Source organism: Streptomyces sp. NPDC006012 (assembly GCF_042871185.1).
Taxonomy (GTDB): Bacteria; Actinomycetota; Actinomycetes; order Streptomycetales; family Streptomycetaceae; genus Streptomyces.
The window spans coordinates 453,003-472,802 of record NZ_JBIAIE010000003.1; the positions used below are offsets into that span (position 1 = coordinate 453,003).

Here is a 19,800-nt window from a genome sequence, read left to right on the forward strand (position 1 = left end):
CGGAGCCGACCGGCTGGGGCCGGGAGGCGTCACGTGGGGGTGTGCCCCGCCAAGTAGTTGCATACGGCCGTGGACAGCGCCGCGCCCGCGGTCTCCTCGTACGGAGTCCATCGGATCTGCTCGGGCGGGAGCCGGCCGCCCTCGGACGGGGACTCGCTCAGCAACTGGCACACCACGGCCGGCACCGTGTCCTGCTGAGCCTTGAGCGTCTGGCCGCCGTCGACCAGGTAACCGGTCAGTTCGTAGACGACACGCGCCGCGGTGGCCTCGGCCGTCTCGGCCGGTTGCGGAGTGCCGGAGGGTAGCCCCCAGCCGTCCGCCCGGAGTATGAGCAGCAGCCGCCCGTCGTATCCGACGAGCGACTCCACCGTGCCTGAGTCTGCCTGCTCCACTGTCATGCCTCGATCTCCCCTCCCCGGCGCCGGGCCGGCTGTCCGCCCGGCCGGGGCCATGCCGCCGGGCCCTGATGGTCTACCCCGGCCGAGCGATCGAACGCCTCCCGGTGCGTCACCCCTTCCGGTGCGTCACCCCTTCCGGTGCGTCACCTCAGCGACCGGCGACCGGCGACCGGCGACCGGTGCCCGATGCACGGTGCACGGTGCCGGTGCGGAGAAATAGTCGGCGCAGCGTACCCGTCCAGCGCCGAGGTGCTCTCGGCGACGAAATGAGCCGAGAACGCAGCAGACCTGACGGAAGGGGTACAGGCCCCGAGGCCGCATCCCGATGCGTCAAGCGGCGCAGGACGGGCCGAACCCGCAGGATGCGCCCACCCACGGCGCCCGCGCCCGCGCGGCATCCCCTCCGCGCCCGTACGAGAAGAAGCAAACGATCACCCTCCGTGTCCATGATGGTCGTGTGGTCCCGGGCGTCGGCGTCGTAGGCGGAACGGGTGGCGTCGAGGGAATCCGTGGTGGTGTCGTCGGTCACGTCGGCGCAGGTCACCGGGCCCGCGGTGGCTGAGCGGCCGGGAGGCGGCGCTGCCGCGGACCCCCGCCGGTGGTTCCGTCAGGTGGACGGCCGGGGCCCGGGGCGGGCCGGGCGTGGTAGTCGTGGAGGGAGGAACCGTCGGGTCCATGATCGTCACGGGCGGCAAGCGAGCGAGTTTACCCATCCTTGTCGACAGCTATGCGGCCAGTGGCCAGGTTTTTTCGCCTGACGGGCTGAAGTTTTGTTGATCGAGGGGTAGTTGACCGGCAGGTCGGCATACCCTTCAAAGGGTGAACCAACTGATGTCCCGAGAGTCCGAGGCCGATCTTCCCGAGGATGCCGTGCTCCCCGGCGCGCTCAATGACGCGCTGTACGCCGAGCTGGTGGCATTCCGCCGCGACCTGCACATGCACCCCGAACTAGGCAACCAGGAGTTCCGTACCACCGCGGCGATCAAGGCCAGGCTCGAACAGGCCGGACTCGCACCCCGGGTCCTCGCCCTCGGTACCGGACTCGTCTGTGACATCGGAACAACGGAGGGCGAGAGCGCCGGGCCGCTGTTCGCCCTGCGCGCCGACATCGACGCCCTGCCCATCCCGGACACCAAGAGTGACTGCGCGTACCGGTCGACCGTGCCGGACCGCGCCCACGCGTGCGGGCACGACGTGCACACGACCGTGGTGCTCGGGGCCGGCCTGGTCTTCGCCGAGCTGCACCGGCAGGGGCTGCTGCCACGGCCCGTGCGGCTGCTTTTCCAGCCCGCCGAGGAGGTGCTGCCCGGCGGCGCCGCCGACGCCATCGAGTCCGGGGTGCTCGACGGCGTGGAGAAGATCATCGCCGTGCACTGCGATCCGCGGGTGGACGCCGGGCGGATCGGGCTGCGGCAGGGTGCGATCACCAGCGCCTGCGACCGGCTGGAGGTGTCGCTCGACGGCCCCGGCGGGCACACCGCCCGGCCGCACCTCACCACCGACCTGGTGACCGCCGCTGCCCGCGTCGCCACCGACGTGCCCGCGCTGGTGGCCCGGCGGGTGGACAGCCGCGGCGGGCTCGCCGTGACCTGGGGGCGGATCGAGTCGGGGCACGCGCCGAACGTGATCCCGCAGCACGCCGAGCTGTCCGGCACGGTGCGCTGCCTCGACCTCGGAGCCTGGCGGCTGGCCCCGGACGTGGTGCACGCCGCGGTCGACGAGGTCGCCACCATGCACCGGGCGAAGTCCGAGATCACCTACGTGCGCGGGGTGCCGCCCGTGGTCAACGATCCGGCGGTCACCGAGCTGCTGCGGGACGCCATGGTCACGCGGCGCGGCGCCGAGTCCGTGGAGAGCACCGAGCAGAGCCTCGGCGGCGAGGACTTCTCCTGGTACCTGGAGCACGTGCCCGGCGCCATGGCCCGGCTCGGCGTGCGCCCGCCCGGCGCGCGCCAGTCGCGCGACCTGCACCAGGGCGACTTCGACGTGGACGAGCACGCCATCGCGGTGGGCGTCGAGCTGTTCACCGCCGCCGTGCTGCTCGACGCGGCCCGGTAGGCAGAGCGGCCGGGCGAAGCCCGCTGTGCGGGGCGTGGTCGACGGGGCGCGACGCAGACGCCAGAAGACGACGCAGGACCCAGGGGACGAAGCGGTGCCGGATCGGTGCCGCTTCGTCCCTTTGTGTCACTAGGGGGTAACCCGCGATACGCGGTCGTGACCATGGGGCGGCACGAATCGATAACGTCCGGGTACAACCCCGTTCCCCTCCCCTTCTACGCGCGTTACTGTGCGCCGAAATCGCCGCCAGCTGCGGCACGTTGGGGAAATAGCGGGGCCGGCGACGGTGCCGTGGGGACAAAGGGGTACTTGCTGTGCGTCTGAACTCTCGGAGGACGAGGTTCTCCCAAGCCGCGGTGACCGTCGCGGTCGTCGCCGTCGCGGCTGCCGGGTGCGGCAAGTCCAGCGGTGAGTCCGCGGGCACGACCAAGGACGGCAAGTACGCGGGCAAGGGCATCGGCCTCGCCTACGACGTCGGCGGCAAGGGCGACCAGTCCTTCAACGACGCCGCCTACTCCGGTTTCCAGAAGGCGGAGCAGGAGTTCAAGATCGGCGGGCGGGACATCGAGCCGCAGGACGGCGAGTCCGACGCGGACAAGGTGCAGCGCCTGGAGACGCTCGCCAAGCAGGGCTACAACCCCATTATCGGGGTCGGCTACTCCTACGCCCCGGCGGTCAAGGAGGTGTCCGTCAAGTATCCGAAGGTCAGCTTCGGGATCATCGACGACGAGACCATCAAGGAGAAGAACGTCGCCGACATGGTCTTCCACGAGGAGCAGTCGTCGTACCTGGCGGGCGTGGCCGCGGCCATGACCACCAAGAAGGACCACATCGGTTTCGTCGGTGGCGTGGACAACCCGCTGATCCACAAGTTCGAGGCCGGGTACGTCCAGGGTGCGCAGTCGGTCAACCCGAAGATCAAGATCGAGAAGCAGTACCTGACCGAGACCGCCGCCGAGGGTGGTTTCGCCAGCCCGGACAAGGGCGAGAACGCGGCGGACGGCCAGATCGAGGCCGGAGCCGACGTCGTCTACCAGGCGGCCGGTCTCTCCGGTCAGGGCGTGATCAAGTCCGCCGCCGGTCACAAGGTGTGGGCGATCGGCGTCGACTCCGACCAGTACGCACAGGGCGCGCTCGCCCAGTACAAGGACTACATCCTCGGTTCGGCCCTGAAGAACGTCGGTGGCGCGGTGTACGAGCTCGCCAAGTCCGTCGTCGATGGCAAGCCGCTCAGCGGTGAGGTGCGCGGCGACCTCAAGTCGGGCGGGGTGGGCTTCGCCGACACCAACCCCAAGTACCAGGCGATGAAGGACGTCGTCGCGGCCGTGGACAAGGCCAAGCAGGACATCATCGACGGCAAGATCACCGTCAACACCAAGTGATCCCGCGGACCTGAGCCCACCCGGAACGCCCGGTGGCCCGGTGGACCTGAGTCTTACCGGGCCCTGCGCTCCGGTGCCGAAGGCCGGGCGGTCCCGGCACCGTCGGCACCGCCGCCCGTGCTTCCCCGCTGTGATGTGCCCCCCGCCGCCCGCGAGGGGTACGTCACCGAGTCCCCCTCGCCGCCCCCTTCGGTTCCGGCCAGTGGTCGTCGTAGCACCCCAGCTCAAGGGGCGCATCGCCGTGTGTCCCTTGCCTCCCGCAACGGGTTCATCACTGTGTGTCGGCCGGGCCCGGCTTACGCCACATCTCGATAACGGAGCGGACAGAAGGGGTTTTCCGTCTGGTCTACGCGCGTTACGCTGCGCCGGAATCAGCGCCTGGAATGGGCGCTTGCACGAAGGAGTCTCGTTCCATGCGCCGGGTGTCCCGTATCGCGGTTGCGGGCGTTGCAACCGCAGCCCTCGCTGTCACAGTTTCCGCCTGTGGCAGCTCGTCCACTTCGTCCTCGGGCAGCGGAAAGTCCAAGGGTATCGGCCTGGCGTACGACGTCGGCGGCAAGGGCGACCAGTCTTTCAACGACGCCGCCTACGCCGGCTTCCAGAAGGCCGAGAAAGACTTCGGCGCCGGCGGGCGGGACATCGAGCCGCAGGACGGCGAGTCCGACGCGGACAAGGTGCAGCGCCTGGACACCCTCGCCAAGCAGGGCTACAACCCGATCATCGGGGTCGGCTACGCGTACGCCCCGGCTGTCAAGGAAGTCTCCGCCAAGTACCCGAAGGTCAGCTTCGGGATCATCGACGACGAGACCATCAAGGCGGACAACGTCGCCGACATGGTCTTCCACGAGGAGCAGTCGTCGTACCTGGCGGGCGTGGCCGCGGCCATGACCACCAAGAAGGACCACATCGGTTTCGTCGGCGGCGTGGACAACCCGCTGATCCACAAGTTCGAGGCCGGGTACGTCCAGGGCGCGCAGTCGGTCAACCCGAAGATCAAGATCGAGAAGCAGTACCTGACCGAGACCGCCGCCGAGGGCGGCTTCTCCAGCCCGGACAAGGGCGAGAACGCGGCGGACGGCCAGATCGAGGCCGGAGCCGACGTCGTCTACCAGGCGGCCGGTCTCTCCGGGCAGGGCGTGATCAAGTCCGCCGCCGGTCACAAGGTGTGGGCGATCGGCGTCGACTCCGACCAGTACCTCCAGGGCGCGCTCGGCCAGTACAAGGACCACATCCTGACCTCGGCGACGAAGAACGTCGAGGGCGCGGTGTACGAACTCGCCAAGTCCGTCCTCAAGGACAAGAAGCCGCTGTCGGGCGAGATCCGCGGTGCTCTCGACAACGGCGGCGTGGGCATCGCCGACTCCAACCCGGTCTTCAAGAACAACGCCGCCCTCCAGGCCGCGCTCAAGAAGGCCGAGGACGGCATCAAGAACGGCAGCATCACGGTCAAGACGTCCTGAACCAGAGCGCCGGCCTGTCCGGGGCATGGCCAAAAGAGCGCTGTAATGGCAGCGTTACGGCCGCGGAACGGGGTGCGGGGAGGATGACCTCTTCGTGCCCCGTTCGTGCGGCATACCGCTCGGAACGGATCGAGTGCGACACGAGTCGACCGGACCCGAGCACTATCTAAAGCAGGGGCCGCGATGCGCGTAGAGCGGCCCCTTTTCCGAGGAGAGTGCGCCATCGACCCGTCCAGCAGCCCTCCGCCCACCGCTGAGTCGACAGCCGCGGTCGAGCTCGCGGGCATCACCAAACGATTCCCCGGTGTTGTCGCCAACCACGACATCCACCTGAGCGTCCGCAAGGGCACCGTGCACGCCCTCGTCGGCGAGAACGGTGCCGGCAAGTCGACCCTGATGAAGATCCTCTACGGCATGCAGAAGCCGGACGAGGGCACCATCGCCGTCGACGGCGAACAGGTCGCCTTCGCCAGCCCCGCCGACGCCATCGCCCAGGGCATCGGCATGGTGCACCAGCACTTCATGCTGGCGGACAACCTGACCGTCCTGGAGAACGTGGCCCTCGGCAGCGAGAAGCTGTACGGCATCGGCGGCGCCGCCCGCAAGAAGATCAAGGAGATCTCCGACCGCTACGGCCTCGGTGTCCGCCCCGACGTACTGGTGGAGGACCTCGGCGTCGCCGCCCGGCAGCGCGTGGAAATCCTGAAGGTCCTCTACCGCGGCGCCCGGATCCTGATCCTCGACGAGCCGACCGCCGTCCTCGTGCCGCAGGAGGTCGACGCCCTCTTCGACAACCTGCGCGAACTGAAGTCCGAGGGCCTCTCCGTCATCTTCATCTCGCACAAACTGGGCGAGGTGCTCTCCGTCGCCGACGACATCACCGTCATCCGGCGCGGTACGACGGTCGGCACCGCCGTCCCGGCCGAGACGACCTCGCGCCAGCTCGCCGAGATGATGGTCGGCAGCGAGCTGCCCACCCCTCAGACCGCCGAGTCCACGGTCACCGACCGGGTGGTCCTCCAGGTGGACGACCTCACCGTCTACGCGGGCGGCGGCGCCTCCCTCGGCGCGGAGGCCGAACCGGCCGGCCAGGGCCTCACCGGGTCCGCGGGCGGCGACGGGGCCAAGCGCGTCCTGGACGACGTCTCCTTCACCATCCACGCCGGCGAGGTCATGGGCATCGCCGGCGTCGAGGGCAACGGCCAGACCGAGCTGATCGACGCACTGATCGGCACCCGGCAGGCCGACGCCGGACAGATCGTCTTCCTCGGCGAGGACATCACCCCCTGGCCCACCCGCAGGCGCCGCGAGTCCGGCGTCGGCTACATCCCCGAGGACCGCCACCGCCAGGGCCTCCTGCTGGAATCCCCGCTGTGGGAGAACCGCATCCTCGGCCACGTCACCGAGAAGCCCAACGCCCGGGGCTTCTGGCTCGACCTCGGCAGCGCCCAGGCGGACACCCGGCGGATCGTCGACGAGTACGACGTCCGCACCCCCGGCATCGACGTCACCGCGGCCTCGCTGTCCGGCGGCAACCAGCAGAAGCTGATCGTCGGCCGGGAGATGAGCCACGCACCGAAGTTCCTGATCGCCGCCCACCCCACCCGCGGTGTCGACGTCGGCGCCCAGGCGCAGATCTGGGACCGCATCCGGCAGGCCCGCCGCGAGGGCCTGGCCGTGCTGCTGATCTCCGCCGACCTGGACGAACTGATCGGCCTGTCGGACACCCTGCGGGTGATCTACAACGGCAGGCTGGTCGCGGACGCCGACCCGGCCACCGTCACCCCGGAGGAACTGGGCTCGGCCATGACCGGGGCCGCCTCCGGTCACCTCGAACACGTAAGCGCCGGTCCGGAGGACGAGGCCCGATGAAGAAGTTCGACAAGGAGCGGGTGCTCCTGGCGGTGGCCGGACCGGTCATCGCGCTCGTCCTCGCGATCGCGCTGACCTCGATCGTGCTGCTCGCCTCGGGGAAGAACCCGTTCCAGCCGTACGCGCTGATGCTCCAGCAGCTGCCGTACTCGGACATCCAGGTCCTGATCGTCAACCAGGCGTCGTTGTACTACATCGCCGCCCTGGCGGTCGCCCTCGGCTTCCGGATGAACCTGTTCAACATCGGCGTCGACGGACAGTACCGGCTCGCCGCCGTGATGACCGCCGTGGTCGGCGCGAACATCGGCCTGCCGGCCTTCCTGCAGATACCGCTGCTCCTGCTGGTCGCCATGTTCACCGGCGCCTTCTGGGCCGGCATCGCCGGCGCCCTGAAGATCACCCGCGGGGTCAGCGAGGTCGTCGCCACGATCATGCTGAACTCCATCGCGACCTCCCTCATCGGCTACATCACCCTCGCCAACGTCTGGGGCGTGCAGGTCGGCAACAACATGACCACCGGCGTCATGAAGGAGTCCGGCTGGTTCCCGGGCATCGACCTGGGCTCCGACGTAGGCGAGATCTACGGCCTGGTCTTCCTCGCCGTCCTGCTGGGCGTCCTGTACTGGCTGGTCCTCAACCGCACCCGGTTCGGCTTCGACCTGCGCGCCACCGGCGCCTCCGAGACCGCCGCCGCGGCCTCCGGCGTCAACGCCAAGCGCATGGTGCTGGTCTCCATGCTGATCTCCGGCGCGGTCGCGGGCCTGTCCGGCCTGCCGCTGCTGCTCGGCGACACCCACACCTACAGCCTGAGCTTCCCGGCCGGCCTCGGCTTCACCGCCATCGGCATCGCCCTGCTCGGCCGCAACCACCCCGGCGGCATCGCGCTGGCCGCCCTGCTGTGGGCCTTCCTCGACAAGGCCTCGCCCGCCCTCGACTACGCGACCCCGGTGGCATACGAGAAGGAGATCGCGACGATCATGCAGGGTCTGATCGTCTTCGCGGTCGTCATCTCGTACGAGGCCGTACGCCAGTGGGGTCTGCGCCGCCAGCAGCGCCAGGTCGGTGCCGAGCTGGCCGCCGCCGCCTTGACCATCAAGAAGGAAGAGGTGGCGGCCTGATGAGCACCGCGACCGTCACGAAACCGAAGGCGCCCCAGCCCGTCCGGGGCGGCCGCCGGCTGTCCCTCCCGGTACTCCTGCTGGTCATCGCGGGCGTGCTGCTGCTGACGTCGATCGTCCGCCTCGTCACCGGCGCCGACGGCATCACCTCGACCGGCCAGATGTCCACCGCCCTGCGCCTCGCCGTGCCGATCGGGCTCGCCGGCCTCGGCGGTCTGTGGGCCGAGCGCTCCGGCGTCGTCAACATCGGCCTCGAAGGCATGATGATCCTCGGCACCTGGTTCGGCGCCTGGGCCGGATACCAGTGGGGCCCGTGGGCCGGCGTGATCTTCGGCGTGATCGGCGGTGCGCTCGGCGCCCTACTGCACGCCATCGCCACCGTCACCTTCAACGTCAACCACATCGTCTCCGGTGTCGCCCTGAACATCCTCGCCCTCGGCACCACCCGCTATCTGTCGAAGTTCACCTTCGCCGACGCGCCGCAGGGCTCCGCCAAGCAGTCCCCGCCGATCAGTTCGCTCGGCGACTTCGACATCCCAGGACTGTCCGGCTGGCTGGACACCCTCAACGAGAAACACTGGTTCCTGGTCTCCGACGTCGCCGGACTGCTCGGCGGTCTGGTCACCGACCTGTCGCCGCTCACCGTGATCGCGGTGGCCTTGGTGCCCGTCAGCTGGTGGGTGCTGTGGCGTACGGCCTTCGGGCTGCGGCTGCGCTCCTGCGGCGAGAACCCGGTGGCGGCCGAATCCCTCGGCGTCAACGTCTACAAGTACAAGTACCTCGCGGTGATCATCTCCGGCGGTTTCGCGGGCCTCGGCGGCGCGTTCCTGTCCATCGTCGCCTCGAACGTGTACCTCGACGGGCAGACCGCGGGCCGCGGCTACATCGGCCTCGCGGCGATGATCTTCGGCAACTGGATGCCGGGCGGCCTCGCCGTGGGCGCGGGCCTGTTCGGCTACACCGACAGCCTCAACCTGCGCGGCGGCACGGTGAACGTGCACGCGCTGATCCTGCTCCTCGCCATCCTGCTGGTGTTCGGGGCGGCGTACCTCGCCTGGCGGAAGAAGTACGTCCCCGCCGTCGTGACCGCCGTGATCGCGGCCCTGATGTTCGTCTGGTACGCCACCACGAACGACGTCCCGCGCCAGCTCGTCACCGCCACTCCCTACCTCGTCACCCTGCTCGTCCTGTCGCTGTCCGCGCAGTCCCTGCGGATGCCGAAGGCGGACGGCCTGCCGTACCGGAAGGGACAGGGCACGTGACCCGGGCCGACGACGTCGACTGGGAGGCGCTGCGCGCCGAGGCGCGGGAGGCCATGTCCCACGCGTACGCCCCCTACTCGGGCTATCGGGTCGGGGCGGCGGCCCTGGTCGACGACGGGCGCACGGTCTCCGGCTGCAACGTGGAGAACGCCTCGTACGGACTCGGCCTGTGCGCCGAGTGCGGGCTCGTCTCCGCACTCCAGCGCACCGGAGGTGGCCGGCTCACCTACTTCACCTGCGTGGACGGCCAGGGCGAGCTGCTCGTGCCGTGCGGGCGCTGCCGCCAGCTGCTGTACGAGTTCGGCGGGCCCGATCTGGTGCTCGACACCCCGGCGGGCGTCCTGCCGCTGTCGCGGATGCTGCCGCAGGCCTTCGGCCCGGACCATCTCACCAAGTAACTCCTGTGCGGCCCCTCCGACGTCGTTCAGGGGGGCCGCACCCCTGTGCACCTCCGGAAGGAATGCCATGGCCATGGACGCCATCTCCGTCATCCGCACCAAGCGGGACCGCGGCGAACTGACCGACGAGCAGATCGACTGGGTCATCGACGCATACACCCGCGGGGAGGTCGCCGACGAGCAGATGTCCGCGCTCGCGATGGCCGTCCTGCTCAACGGCATGAACCGGCGCGAGATCGCCCGCTGGACCGCCGCGATGATCGACTCCGGCGAGCGCATGGACTTCTCCGCACTGTCCCGGCCCACCGCCGACAAGCACTCCACCGGCGGGGTCGGCGACAAGATCACCCTGCCGCTGGCGCCCCTCGTGGCGGCCTGCGGAGCCGCCGTGCCGCAGCTGTCCGGACGCGGCCTCGGCCACACCGGCGGCACCCTCGACAAGCTGGAGTCCATCCCGGGCTGGCGCGCGCTGCTGTCCAACGAGGAGATGCTGCACGTCCTCGACACCACCGGCGCGGTGGTCTGCGCCGCGGGCGACGGCCTGGCCCCGGCGGACAAGAAGCTGTACGCGCTGCGCGACGTCACCGGCACGGTCGAGGCGATCCCGCTGATCGCCTCCTCGATCATGTCGAAGAAGATCGCCGAGGGCACCGGTTCGCTCGTCCTGGACGTCAAGGTGGGCTCCGGCGCCTTCATGAAGACGATCGAGGACGCCCGCGAACTGGCCTCGACCATGGTCGGCCTCGGCACCGACCACGGAGTGCGGACCGTGGCGCTCCTCACCGACATGGCGACCCCGCTCGGCCGCACCGCAGGCAACGCCCTGGAGGTCCGCGAGTCCGTCGAGGTGCTGGCGGGCGGCGGCCCCGCGGACGTGGTCGAGCTGACCCTCGCCCTGGCCCGGGAGATGCTGGCCGCGGCGGGCATCACCACCGCCGACCCGGCGAAGGCCCTCGCCGACGGCTCGGCCATGGACGTCTGGCGCCGGATGATCGCGGCCCAGGGCGGCGATCCCGACGCCCCGCTGCCCACCTCCCGCGAACAGCACGTCGTCACGGCCCCGGCCACCGGTGTCCTCACCCGCCTGGACGCCTACGACATCGGGGTCGCCGCCTGGCGCCTGGGCGCCGGCCGCGCCCGCAAGGAGGACCCGGTGCAGGCGGCGGCGGGCGTCGAACTGCACGCCAAGCCGGGCGAGCCGGTGACCGCGGGCGAGCCCCTGCTCACCCTGCACACGGACACCCCGGAACGCTTCGCGTACGCGCTTGAGGCGATCGGGGGCGCCTATGACGTCGCGCCCGCGGGCACCCCGTTCACCGCCTCGCCGGTTGTGCTGGAACGTATCGCCTGACCTGGGGCTTCCTCATATGGGTGAACGGGATCGGTGGACCTGGGCCGGTCCCGTTCGGCATGCTGGGATCGGTGACGCACCGATAGGAGATACCGCCATGAGCGCACTCACTGTGGGCCAGGACCACGACCAGAACTGGGACGACCTCGTTCGGTACTGGGAAGAGATGGAATGGCCCGAGGGCAGCAAGGTGGAGATCATCGAGGGGATCATCACCGTGTCACCACCGCCGTCCAATGACCACAATGACATTGCCGAGCTCGCGCAGCGCGAGCTGTATCAGGTCATCCCGCGTCACTGGGGTATCTACCAGACGTTGGGGACGGCCGTACCGTCCCGCGACGGGCTCTACATGCCCGACCTCGCGGTGGTGCCGAAGGAAGTATTGCGCACGAGAATCGCAATTACGTCCCGGCCGCTGCGGCTGAGCTGATCGTCGAGGTCACCTCCAAGTCCAACGCGAATAACGACCGCATCAAGAAGACCGCTGGATACGCGCAGGGGGGCATCCCCCTCTACCTCCTCATCGACCGCTGGGCCCCCGGCGGCCCCACCATCACGCTCTACGGAGAGCCGAAGGGCGATGTCTACCGGGTCCTCAGCGCCGTGAAGTTCGGTGATCCCATCAAGCTGCCGGAGCCGTTCGGCATCACGATCGACACCGCCGAGTTCCCGGCGGAGTAGTCCGGCCGGGCAGGGACCCGCCTGCCCGCCGATGAGTTGGGCCCGTCCATGCGGTCTATCCGTACGTGGACGCCAAGACACCGGCCGTGCTCGTGCTGACCGGCCCCGTCGCCCGGGACGAGGTGACGGGGCTGTGCGACGACGTGCGAGGGCTGTTGCAGGGCACCGGGCTCGGGCACGTGGTCGTGGACGTGGCCGGGCTCGGGCCGCCGGGACTCGCAGCCGTGGACCTGCTGGCCCGGCTGGAACTGACCGCCCGCCGGGCCGGCGGGCGGATACGGCTGCGGGACAGCGATCCCGCGCTACGCGCCTTCCTCGATCTCGTAGGTCTCCGCTTCCAGATGGAGCGGCAGGCCGAACAGGGGGAACCACCGGGCGGTGTCGAGGAAGCAGTGCATTCCGGTGATCCGGCCGTCTGACATCTCCAGCACCTGCACCGCCCAGGGGCTGAAACCGCCGTTCTCCGGGTCCGGCTTGTAGTGCGCGAAGGCGGGCAGGCCGTTGGCCTGGACCGGCCGCAGCCGGGACCCCGCGCAGCTGGCGCCGATGGTGGTCATGAAGCCGGCCATCTCGGCCGGGCCGCGCAGCCACAGGTCGAACGGCGGCATCGTCATGATGGCGTCCTCGTGCAGCAGGGCCGTGAGCGCCGTCATGTCATACCCCTCGAACGCCTTCACATAGCGCTCCAGGAGTCTTTGCTGCTCCTCGTCCAACGGGTCGGAGACCGCCGCGTCCGCGCCCGCGTCCTCCCGCTCGGCGAGCGTCGCCCGGGCCCGCTGCAGGGCGCTGTTCACGGAGGCCACCGTGGTGCCGAGCAGCTCGGCGACCTCGCTCGCCTTCCACGCCAGCACCTCGCGCAGGATCAGCACCGCACGCTGCTTGGGCGGCAGTTGCTGCAGGGCCGCCATGAAGGCCAGCCGGACCGACTCCTTGGCGACGGCGGCCTCCGCCGGGTCGTCGAGGGCGGGCAGCACACGGGCGTCCGGCATGGGCTCCAGCCAGGTGCTGTCCGGGCGGGGGTTGAGGGCCGCCTGCGCGAGCGGCGTCGCGTCGGTCAGGTCCACCGGCCGGGCCCGCTTGGTGCCGGCCGCCAGCATGTCCAGGCAGACGTTCGTCGCGATCCGGTACAGCCAGGAGCGGAGACTGGAGCGGCCCTCGAACTTCTCGTAGCTCCGCCAGGCGCGCACCAGGGTGTCCTGCACCGCGTCCTCGGCCTCGAAGGAGGACCCGAGCATGCGGTAGCAGTAGCCGGTCAACTCGATCCGGTGCTTCTCCAGTGCGACGTCGAGATCCGTCGTCGCCGTGCTGTTGCTCATCGTCCACCCACCCCCGTGGCCGTTTTGGTTCGCGCGTCGTCGCGCCCAGCACTCCGGAAGCTACCGCAGCCCACTGACAATGGCTGCCCGAGCCAACAAACGCCCAGGCCAGACCGATTGCTTTCGGACTGTTCGCATTTCTGTCCGCTTGTTGCGGTGCGGCCCTGGTACCGGGAGAGCCGGAACTCAGCGGGCCGCGGCCGGCTCCCCGCGGGCCGTGAGCCGGGCCGCCGCCAGCGAACCGAGGGCCGTGATGGCCACGACCCCGACGACCGCGAGCAGACCGACCCCGACCGTTCCGGACCAGCCGCTCGCGTGGAAGGCGAGGGCGCCCACCGTGCTGCCCGCGCTGGACCCGATGTAGTAGGCGGACTGGTACAGCGCCGCGGCCTGGGCCCGGCCGTGTGTCGCCGTCTTGCTGACCGCCGAGGACGCCGCCGCGTGCCCCGCGAAGAAGCCGGCCGTGATCAGCACCAGGCCCAGCAGGACCAGCGGCAGCGAGGACACCAGGGACAGCAGCAGCCCGGCCGCGGTCGTACCGCCCGCCAGGTACAGGGTGCCCCGGCGGCCGAGGCGGAGCACCAGGCGGCCGGCCGCCGCCGACGACACCGTGCCGACCAGGTACACCAGGAAGATCGAGCCGACGATGCCCTGCGACAGCCCGAACGGCGCTTCGCCCAGCCGGTAGCCGATCACCGTGTACACGCCGCCGAACACCGTCATGAACAGCGCGCCGATCGCGTACAGGCGGCGCAGCAGCGGGTCGGCGAGGTGGTCGCGGACCGTACGGAGCAGGACGCGCGGGCGCAGTGAGCCCGGCGTGAAGTGCGTCGGCGCCGGCAGCAGCATCCGGAACGCCACCGCACAGCCCACCGCGAGCACGCCGACCACGCCGACCGCCACCCGCCAGTCCCACTCCTGCGCGACCCATCCGGTGACGATCCGGCCGCTCATGCCGCCGATGCTGTTGCCCGCGACGAACAGGCCGATCGCCGAGACCAGGGCCCGCGGCCGGACCTCCTCGGCCAGGTACGCCGTCGCCGAGGCGGGCAGCCCGGCCAGCGCCGCGCCCTGCATCGCCCGCAGCGCCACCAGCACGCCCAGCGAGGGCGCGAACGGCACCAGCATGCCGAGCGTCACCGCGACGGCCAGCGCGGCCGTCATCACCGTACGGCGGCCGAAACGTTCCGACAGGGAGCTCATCGGCAGCACGAACAGCGCGAGTCCGCCGGTCGCCGCCGACACCGTCCAGCTCGCGTCGCTCGCCGCCACCCCGAACTCCCCGGAGATCAGCGGCAGCAGGGCCTGGGTGGAGTAGAGGAGTGCGAAGGTCGCGACGCCGGCCAGGAACAGGGCGAGGCTGATCCGGCGGTAGCCCGGGTCGCCCGGGGCGAGCCGGGTGTCGGCGGCTTCGGCGCCGGGTGCGGCGGCCGGACCGGGAGCGGGGACTTCGGCAGCGGGGGTCGGGACGGCGCCCACGGTGGTGGGCGCCTCGGTACTGGCGGGAGGCATGCTTCGAAGTTACGGACCCCGCGGTTCATCCGTCCAATGCATGGAATCGGCATAATCGTTCCCATGGTGCATCAGCAGAGGCCACAGGGTCGCCTGTCATCGTCCAGTGACGTAGGAGACAAAGAAGCCGACATGGCGAGGCTGCTCGCCCCACGCCTCGCCCACTTCGCCGCCGTCGCCCGCGCCGAGCATGTGACGCGGGCCGCACTGGAGGCGCAGGTCCCGCAGTCCACGCTGTCCCGGGCGATGGTCCGCCTGGAACAGGACCTCGGCGTCGACCTCTTCATGCGCCGCGGCCGCACCGTCTCCCTCACCCCGGCCGGCCGCACCTTCCTCGCCTCCGTCGAACGCGCCCTCACCGAGATCGGGCGGGCCGCCGACGAGGTGCGCGCGGACGCCGACCCGGCCGCCGGCAAGGTCGCCTTCGGCTTTCTGCACACCATGGGCGCCGAGACGGTCCCCGCCCTCATCCACGAGTTCCGCGCCGACCATCCGCGGGTGCGGTTCAGCCTGGTGCAGAACTACGGCGAGGCCATGATGGAGCGGATGCGGTCGGGCGAACTCGACCTCTGCCTGACCTCCCCGGTCCCGGACGCCCCCGACCTGGTGGCCCGCCGCCTGGACGAGCAGCGGCTGCGCCTGGTCGTCCCCGCCGACCACCACCTGGCCGGGCGCCGCCGGATCCGGCTGGCGGAGACCGCCGACGAGACCTTCGTCACCCTGGAGCCCGGCTACGGCCTGCGCCGTTTGGTCGACGACGCGTGCAGGCAGGCGGGCTTCAAGCCCCGGGTGGCCTTCGAGGGGGAGGAGGTGGAGACCCTGCGCGGGCTGGTCGCGGCCGGTCTCGGCGTGGCCCTCCTGCCGCCGCCGGCCGTACCGCGCCCGGGCGTGGTCGAGGTGACGGTGACGGCGCCGCGGGTGGTGCGGGAGATCGGGGTGGCCTGGCCGGACGGGCGGCCGGACACCCCGCCGGTGGCGGCGTTCAAGAGGTTCCTGCTGTCGAAACGGGGCAGCCTGCTCGCCTGAGCCGGGCCACCGGCCGGCTCCGGAACGACGGCCCGATGCGACGGCCCGGACCGACAGCCCGGTGCGCCGAGTCCGCCCGCCTCGCGCCGCACCCTCGTGCGCCGCACCCTCGTGCGCCGCACCCTCGTGCGCCGCACCCTCGTGCGCCGCACCCTCGTGCGCCGCACCTTCGTGCACCGCACCCCGCGCGCGTCAGTCCCGTACGCCGCACCCTCGTGCACCGCACCCCCGCGCGCCCCAGTCCCGTGCGCCTCAGCCCCGGCGCAGTGACCTGCCGAATCCCGCGGCGAGCGGCATCCTGAGGCCGATGGGCGGTGGCGCGGCCAACGCGTCCTCCACGGGCCGGGAGACCGGGTGCCCGAACAGCCCGCCCATCGCGAAGTCCGCGGTGAGCGCAAGCACCTCGTCCCGGTGCTGGTGCAGCCCGTGCCCGTCGGAGTGCACCTCGAACCGGCACACCTCCCGGTTCGCCTTCTTCGCGCGGGCGGCCAGCCGGAACGACAGCTCCGGGTCGGTCCGCTCGTCGTTCGTGCCGTGCACGATCAGCACCCGCCGCCCCACCAGCTGCCGTACCGGCTCCGGCGGTACCGCCATGTCGTCCTCGGGCAGCCAAGGAGCGATGGCCACCACGGAGTTGACCGTCTCGTGGCCGCTTGCGCGCAGCGCCGCCCGGCCGCCCATGTCGAGCCCGACCAGGCACACCGGCACATCGCCGTAGCGCCGTACGACTTCCTCGACCGCCCAGGAGGCGTCCCGCGCGAGGTGCGCCTCGCTGCCGTTCCAGCCGCGGTAGCGGTAGTGGACGGCGTGCGTCACCAGTCCCTCGCCGCGGCCCGCCCGGGCGAGGGTCCGGCCCAGCGCACGGACGAACGCCGTCGCCCACATGGGGGGCGGTCTGCGGCCGGAGACCTCCTCACCGCCGGGCAGGAGCAGCACCGCCCCGCTCACCGCCGTCGGCTCCTGGCCGACTGACCTCCCCAGCCTGGCCGTTCGTACCGGCGTTGCTTGCTGTGCCATGGCAGAACAGTGTCAGAAGTGCCTCTGTACGCGACCCCTCCGTGCGGTCACCTTTACGTATCGACGCAGTTCGGGAGCAGGCGTTCTACGCGCGTAGGAGTTACAGTGCGGAAATGACGAGCCAGACTGCGCCAACCGGGACCGTCCCGACACCGGACCAGATCCGCCGTGCCCCCAAGGTCCTGCTGCACGACCATCTCGACGGCGGCCTCCGCCCGGGCACCGTCATCGCGCTCGCCCGGGACACCGGCTATTCCCAGCTCCCGGAGAGTGATCCGGACAAGCTCGGTGTCTGGTTCCGCGAGGCCGCCGACTCCGGCTCCCTGGAACGGTATTTGGAGACCTTCTCGCACACCGTCGGGGTGATGCAGACCAAGGACGCGCTGGTCCGGGTCGCCCGCGAGTGCGCGGAGGACCTCGCCGCGGACGGCGTCGTCTACGCCGAGGTGCGCTACGCCCCCGAACAGCACCTGGAGGGCGGGCTCACCCTGGAAGAGGTCGTCGAGGCGGTGAACGAGGGCTTCCGGCAGGGCGAGGCGCTGGCCCGGGAGGACGGCCGCCGCATTCGGGTCGGCGCCCTGCTCACCGCCATGCGGCACGCCGCCCGCGCGCTGGAGATCGCCGAACTGGCCAACCGGTACCGGGATCTGGGCGTCGTCGGCTTCGACATCGCCGGCGCCGAGGCCGGCTACCCGCCCACCCGGCACCTCGACGCGTTCGAGTACCTCAAGCGCGAGAACAACCACTTCACCATCCACGCCGGTGAGGCGTTCGGGCTGCCGTCCATCTGGCAGGCCCTCCAGTGGTGCGGCGCCGACCGGCTCGGGCACGGGGTGCGGATCATTGACGACATCCAGGTCGCCGGGGACGGCTCGGTGAAGCTCGGCCGGCTCGCCTCGTACGTCCGCGACAAGCGCATCCCGCTCGAACTGTGCCCCAGCTCCAACCTGCAGACCGGGGCCGCCGCCTCCTACGCCGAGCACCCGATCGGGCTGCTGCGCCGACTGCACTTCCGGGCCACGGTGAACACGGACAACCGCCTCATGTCGCACACCAGCATGAGCCGGGAATTCGAGCACCTCGTCGACGCATTCGGTTACACGCTCGACGACCTCCAGTGGTTCTCCGTCAATGCGATGAAATCAGCGTTCATTCCTTTCGATGAACGCCTGGCCATGATCAATGACGTTGTCAAGCCCGGATATGCCGAGCTGAAATCCGAATGGCTGTTCCGGCAGACCGCCTCCACCAGCGGTTCTGTCCCGCGAGAGGGCTGAATTCACCCGGTCGGGGCGTACGGAATGCGGACGGGTTTCACGATCCGTCCGCATTTCGATGTTTGCGGCGGGCGGCCCGTGGTGTTTACGGTCGTGGACCGCTCATCCTCGTCAACGCATTCAAGGACGCATTCACCATGAAGCAGTCTGCTGCCAAGACCCTCGGCGTTGCTGCCCTCGGTGCCGCCTTCGCCGCCGTCGGCGCGGGCACCGCCGCCGCGGCCCCGGCTGTCCCGGACGCCACCCAGGTGCTGGACGGCATCACCCGGACGCTGCCGGCCGAGACCGTCACGAAGGCGCTGCCGGGCGCGGGCGCGGCGCTCGCCCAGGGGCAGGCTGCCCTCGGCACCGGGCTGGCCACCGCCAAGCCCGCCGCCGAGAAGGCCCTCGCCGAGCGTCCGACCGCGCCGGCCGCCGGCCTGATCGGCGGACTGCCGGTGCAGGGGCTGCCCACGCACGGCCTGCCGGTGAACGGGATCCCGCTCGGCTGAGCCGGACCCCACGACGCGCCGTTGGGGCACACCTCCTCCTCCCGGGGTGCGCCTCAACGGCGTTCTTGCGTGCGGACGGGGCCGGGGGACCGCGCGGCTACCAGGCCGTCCGGGCCTTCCCCTCCGCGGGCAGCAGGATCCACAGCGCCAGGTAGACCAGGAACTGCGGTCCCGGCAGCAGGCAGGACACCAGGAAGATCACCCGCATCGTCGTCGCGGAGGTGCCGAAGCGCCGCGCGAGCGCTGCGCACACTCCGCCGATCACGCGGCCGTGGGTGGGTCGGGCCAGGGCACTCATGTCGCTCTCCTTCTTGATCTGGCTCGGTCTGGCCAGATCCGGCTCGAACTGGGCGTGCACTTGTGGGCGCCTCAGCCGACACACACCGGGACGGCGGCTGTGCCCGGTCCCGCGGACCTGCACGGCTCCCCCTCCCGCCACCGACGCGCCCCCTTCGGCACACTCCCGGCCGACGCGTGGGGACACGGTCCCCATGGCGGCCCTGGACGCTGTTCGTGTGGGCTCGGCTGCCCATCTGCCTGCAACGTTACGGAGCCGCGGCGCGCGGGGCGTCGCTCTACGGAGCGATGCCGACCCTGGGAATCGTCGGGGTGCGGCCCTTAGTCGCTTCCTCCTGGGGGAGGGGCGCACGCCCGGCCCGCCCGCCCCTGCGGCGGAGCCGGCGACGGCCCGCCGGCACCACGGCGAGGTGCGCGACCGCCACGCCCACCGTGTTCAGCAGCAGCGAGTCCACGTCCACCACCCGGCCCGGCACACCGGTCTGCAGCAGGGCGATGCCGACCGAGAGCAGGGTGCCCGCCGCCGCCGTACGCAGCAGGGAGGCGAGCGGGGAGACGGTGAGCCGGCCGTGGGCCATCGGCAGCAGCACGCCCAGCGGGGCGAGCAGCGCGAGCCCCTCGCCGATCTGCCGGGCGGCCTGAGGCCAGCCCAGCGCCAGATCGGCGCGGATGCCGGCCAGCGGGTGCAGGTTGGCGGGCATCACCCAGGGCACGTGCAACGGGCGCAGCATCAGCCAGGCGACTAGCGCGAGATGCGCGACGAGGAGGACACCCCCTGTCACCCGGATACGGATCGCGGCGCTGCCGCCGATGGAGCCTTGACGCTGCACGCCCCCCTAGACGCGCCCCCGTGCACCATCGGTTCCGCACCGGCCCCGCAC

General features: G+C 70.9%; 18 protein-coding genes and 1 pseudogene. 13 read left to right on the top strand and 6 right to left on the bottom strand.

Annotated features, from left to right (window positions below):
- Window positions 1–29: 29 nt before the first annotated feature.
- Window positions 30–398, bottom strand: a complete 369-nt coding sequence (locus ACFYPJ_RS08960) for an NUDIX domain-containing protein (RefSeq protein ID WP_389012672.1) — start codon at window positions 396–398, stop codon at window positions 30–32.
- A gap of 831 nt (window positions 399–1,229) precedes the next feature.
- On the opposite strand from ACFYPJ_RS08960, the gene ACFYPJ_RS08965 reads away from it, so the two are divergent.
- The 10 genes and pseudogenes from ACFYPJ_RS08965 to ACFYPJ_RS09010 all read left to right on the top strand — a co-directional run bounded on the left by ACFYPJ_RS08965 (window position 1,230) and on the right by ACFYPJ_RS09010 (window position 12,402).
- Entirely contained in the window at window positions 1,230–2,456 is a 1,227-nt protein-coding gene (locus ACFYPJ_RS08965) for an amidohydrolase (RefSeq protein ID WP_389012980.1), read from the top strand.
- Window positions 2,457–2,812: 356 nt separating this feature from the next.
- Entirely contained in the window at window positions 2,813–3,838 is a 1,026-nt protein-coding gene (locus tag ACFYPJ_RS08970) for a BMP family protein (RefSeq protein ID WP_389012675.1), read from the top strand.
- A 413-nt stretch (window positions 3,839–4,251) separates the two neighbouring features.
- Window positions 4,252–5,298: a BMP family protein gene (locus ACFYPJ_RS08975; RefSeq protein WP_389012678.1), complete on the top strand. Its 1,047-nt coding sequence runs from the start codon at window positions 4,252–4,254 to the stop codon at window positions 5,296–5,298.
- 183 nt (window positions 5,299–5,481) lie between these two features.
- On the top strand, window positions 5,482–7,170 hold the full coding sequence (locus tag ACFYPJ_RS08980; RefSeq protein WP_389012681.1) for an ABC transporter ATP-binding protein: 1,689 nt from the start codon (window positions 5,482–5,484) through the stop codon (window positions 7,168–7,170).
- The gene (locus ACFYPJ_RS08985) at window positions 7,167–8,288 is read left to right on the top strand and encodes an ABC transporter permease (protein ID WP_389012684.1); all 1,122 of its coding nucleotides are present in this window, start codon (window positions 7,167–7,169) and stop codon (window positions 8,286–8,288) included. Before ACFYPJ_RS08980 ends, ACFYPJ_RS08985 begins: the two co-directional genes overlap by 4 nt.
- Window positions 8,288–9,550, top strand: a complete 1,263-nt coding sequence (locus tag ACFYPJ_RS08990; protein ID WP_389012687.1) for an ABC transporter permease — start codon at window positions 8,288–8,290, stop codon at window positions 9,548–9,550. The genes ACFYPJ_RS08985 and ACFYPJ_RS08990 overlap by 1 nt, the downstream gene beginning before the upstream one ends.
- Window positions 9,547–9,948, top strand: a complete 402-nt coding sequence (locus tag ACFYPJ_RS08995; RefSeq protein ID WP_389012690.1) for a cytidine deaminase — start codon at window positions 9,547–9,549, stop codon at window positions 9,946–9,948. The genes ACFYPJ_RS08990 and ACFYPJ_RS08995 overlap by 4 nt, the downstream gene beginning before the upstream one ends.
- Before the next feature lie 67 nt (window positions 9,949–10,015).
- Window positions 10,016–11,299: a thymidine phosphorylase gene (locus ACFYPJ_RS09000; RefSeq protein WP_389012693.1), complete on the top strand. Its 1,284-nt coding sequence runs from the start codon at window positions 10,016–10,018 to the stop codon at window positions 11,297–11,299.
- 97 nt (window positions 11,300–11,396) lie between these two features.
- Window positions 11,397–11,983 (top strand): annotated as a pseudogene (locus ACFYPJ_RS09005) (Uma2 family endonuclease).
- A 65-nt stretch (window positions 11,984–12,048) separates the two neighbouring features.
- Complete coding sequence (locus tag ACFYPJ_RS09010; RefSeq protein ID WP_389012696.1) at window positions 12,049–12,402, top strand: STAS domain-containing protein; 354 nt, start codon at window positions 12,049–12,051, stop codon at window positions 12,400–12,402.
- On the opposite strand, the gene ACFYPJ_RS09015 is transcribed toward ACFYPJ_RS09010, so the two are convergent.
- Together ACFYPJ_RS09015 and ACFYPJ_RS09020 are read right to left on the bottom strand one after the other, a co-directional pair.
- The gene (locus ACFYPJ_RS09015) at window positions 12,286–13,299 is read right to left on the bottom strand and encodes a sigma-70 family RNA polymerase sigma factor (protein WP_389012699.1); all 1,014 of its coding nucleotides are present in this window, start codon (window positions 13,297–13,299) and stop codon (window positions 12,286–12,288) included. The genes ACFYPJ_RS09010 and ACFYPJ_RS09015 overlap by 117 nt on opposite strands.
- Before the next feature lie 186 nt (window positions 13,300–13,485).
- A complete protein-coding gene (locus tag ACFYPJ_RS09020; protein WP_389012703.1) occupies window positions 13,486–14,811 on the bottom strand; it encodes an MFS transporter in 1,326 nt (441 codons plus the stop codon).
- A 63-nt stretch (window positions 14,812–14,874) separates the two neighbouring features.
- Here ACFYPJ_RS09020 and ACFYPJ_RS09025 point away from each other — a divergent pair, with 63 nt between their 5' ends.
- On the top strand, window positions 14,875–15,837 hold the full coding sequence (locus tag ACFYPJ_RS09025; protein WP_389012706.1) for a LysR family transcriptional regulator: 963 nt from the start codon (window positions 14,875–14,877) through the stop codon (window positions 15,835–15,837).
- Window positions 15,838–16,089: 252 nt separating this feature from the next.
- Here ACFYPJ_RS09025 and ACFYPJ_RS09030 read toward each other — a convergent pair whose 3' ends face one another.
- Window positions 16,090–16,854 (bottom strand): alpha/beta hydrolase, encoded by a 765-nt coding sequence (locus tag ACFYPJ_RS09030; RefSeq protein ID WP_389012709.1) that lies wholly within the window; start codon window positions 16,852–16,854, stop codon window positions 16,090–16,092.
- A gap of 113 nt (window positions 16,855–16,967) precedes the next feature.
- On the opposite strand from ACFYPJ_RS09030, the gene ACFYPJ_RS09035 reads away from it, so the two are divergent.
- Together ACFYPJ_RS09035 and ACFYPJ_RS09040 are read left to right on the top strand one after the other, a co-directional pair.
- On the top strand, window positions 16,968–18,131 hold the full coding sequence (locus ACFYPJ_RS09035) for an adenosine deaminase (RefSeq protein WP_389012712.1): 1,164 nt from the start codon (window positions 16,968–16,970) through the stop codon (window positions 18,129–18,131).
- Window positions 18,132–18,268: 137 nt separating this feature from the next.
- The gene (locus tag ACFYPJ_RS09040; protein WP_389012715.1) at window positions 18,269–18,622 is read left to right on the top strand and encodes an ATP-binding protein; all 354 of its coding nucleotides are present in this window, start codon (window positions 18,269–18,271) and stop codon (window positions 18,620–18,622) included.
- Between the two features lie 97 nt (window positions 18,623–18,719).
- Here the strand turns inward: ACFYPJ_RS09040 and ACFYPJ_RS09045 are convergent, their stop codons facing one another.
- Window positions 18,720–18,920 (bottom strand): PspC domain-containing protein, encoded by a 201-nt coding sequence (locus tag ACFYPJ_RS09045; protein ID WP_376524258.1) that lies wholly within the window; start codon window positions 18,918–18,920, stop codon window positions 18,720–18,722.
- A 277-nt stretch (window positions 18,921–19,197) separates the two neighbouring features.
- Window positions 19,198–19,749, bottom strand: a complete 552-nt coding sequence (locus ACFYPJ_RS09050; protein ID WP_389012717.1) for a VanZ family protein — start codon at window positions 19,747–19,749, stop codon at window positions 19,198–19,200.
- Window positions 19,750–19,800: the final 51 nt, after the last annotated feature.

What these genes read in the sequence shown, in the direction of transcription:
- ACFYPJ_RS08960 (WP_389012672.1), bottom strand. Translation starts at nt 398, where the DNA reads ATGACAGTGGAGCAGGCAGACTCAGGCACGGTGGAGTCGCTCGTCGGA.
- ACFYPJ_RS08965 (WP_389012980.1), top strand. Translation starts at nt 1,230, where the DNA reads ATGTCCCGAGAGTCCGAGGCCGATCTTCCCGAGGATGCCGTGCTCCCC.
- ACFYPJ_RS08975 (WP_389012678.1), top strand. Translation starts at nt 4,252, where the DNA reads ATGCGCCGGGTGTCCCGTATCGCGGTTGCGGGCGTTGCAACCGCAGCC.
- ACFYPJ_RS08980 (WP_389012681.1), top strand. Translation starts at nt 5,482, where the DNA reads ATGCGCGTAGAGCGGCCCCTTTTCCGAGGAGAGTGCGCCATCGACCCG.
- ACFYPJ_RS08985 (WP_389012684.1), top strand. Translation starts at nt 7,167, where the DNA reads ATGAAGAAGTTCGACAAGGAGCGGGTGCTCCTGGCGGTGGCCGGACCG.
- ACFYPJ_RS08990 (WP_389012687.1), top strand. Translation starts at nt 8,288, where the DNA reads ATGAGCACCGCGACCGTCACGAAACCGAAGGCGCCCCAGCCCGTCCGG.
- ACFYPJ_RS09000 (WP_389012693.1), top strand. Translation starts at nt 10,016, where the DNA reads ATGGCCATGGACGCCATCTCCGTCATCCGCACCAAGCGGGACCGCGGC.
- ACFYPJ_RS09015 (WP_389012699.1), bottom strand. Translation starts at nt 13,299, where the DNA reads ATGAGCAACAGCACGGCGACGACGGATCTCGACGTCGCACTGGAGAAG.
- ACFYPJ_RS09020 (WP_389012703.1), bottom strand. Translation starts at nt 14,811, where the DNA reads ATGCCTCCCGCCAGTACCGAGGCGCCCACCACCGTGGGCGCCGTCCCG.
- ACFYPJ_RS09025 (WP_389012706.1), top strand. Translation starts at nt 14,875, where the DNA reads ATGGTGCATCAGCAGAGGCCACAGGGTCGCCTGTCATCGTCCAGTGAC.
- ACFYPJ_RS09030 (WP_389012709.1), bottom strand. Translation starts at nt 16,854, where the DNA reads ATGGCACAGCAAGCAACGCCGGTACGAACGGCCAGGCTGGGGAGGTCA.
- ACFYPJ_RS09035 (WP_389012712.1), top strand. Translation starts at nt 16,968, where the DNA reads ATGACGAGCCAGACTGCGCCAACCGGGACCGTCCCGACACCGGACCAG.
- ACFYPJ_RS09040 (WP_389012715.1), top strand. Translation starts at nt 18,269, where the DNA reads ATGAAGCAGTCTGCTGCCAAGACCCTCGGCGTTGCTGCCCTCGGTGCC.
- ACFYPJ_RS09045 (WP_376524258.1), bottom strand. Translation starts at nt 18,920, where the DNA reads ATGAGTGCCCTGGCCCGACCCACCCACGGCCGCGTGATCGGCGGAGTG.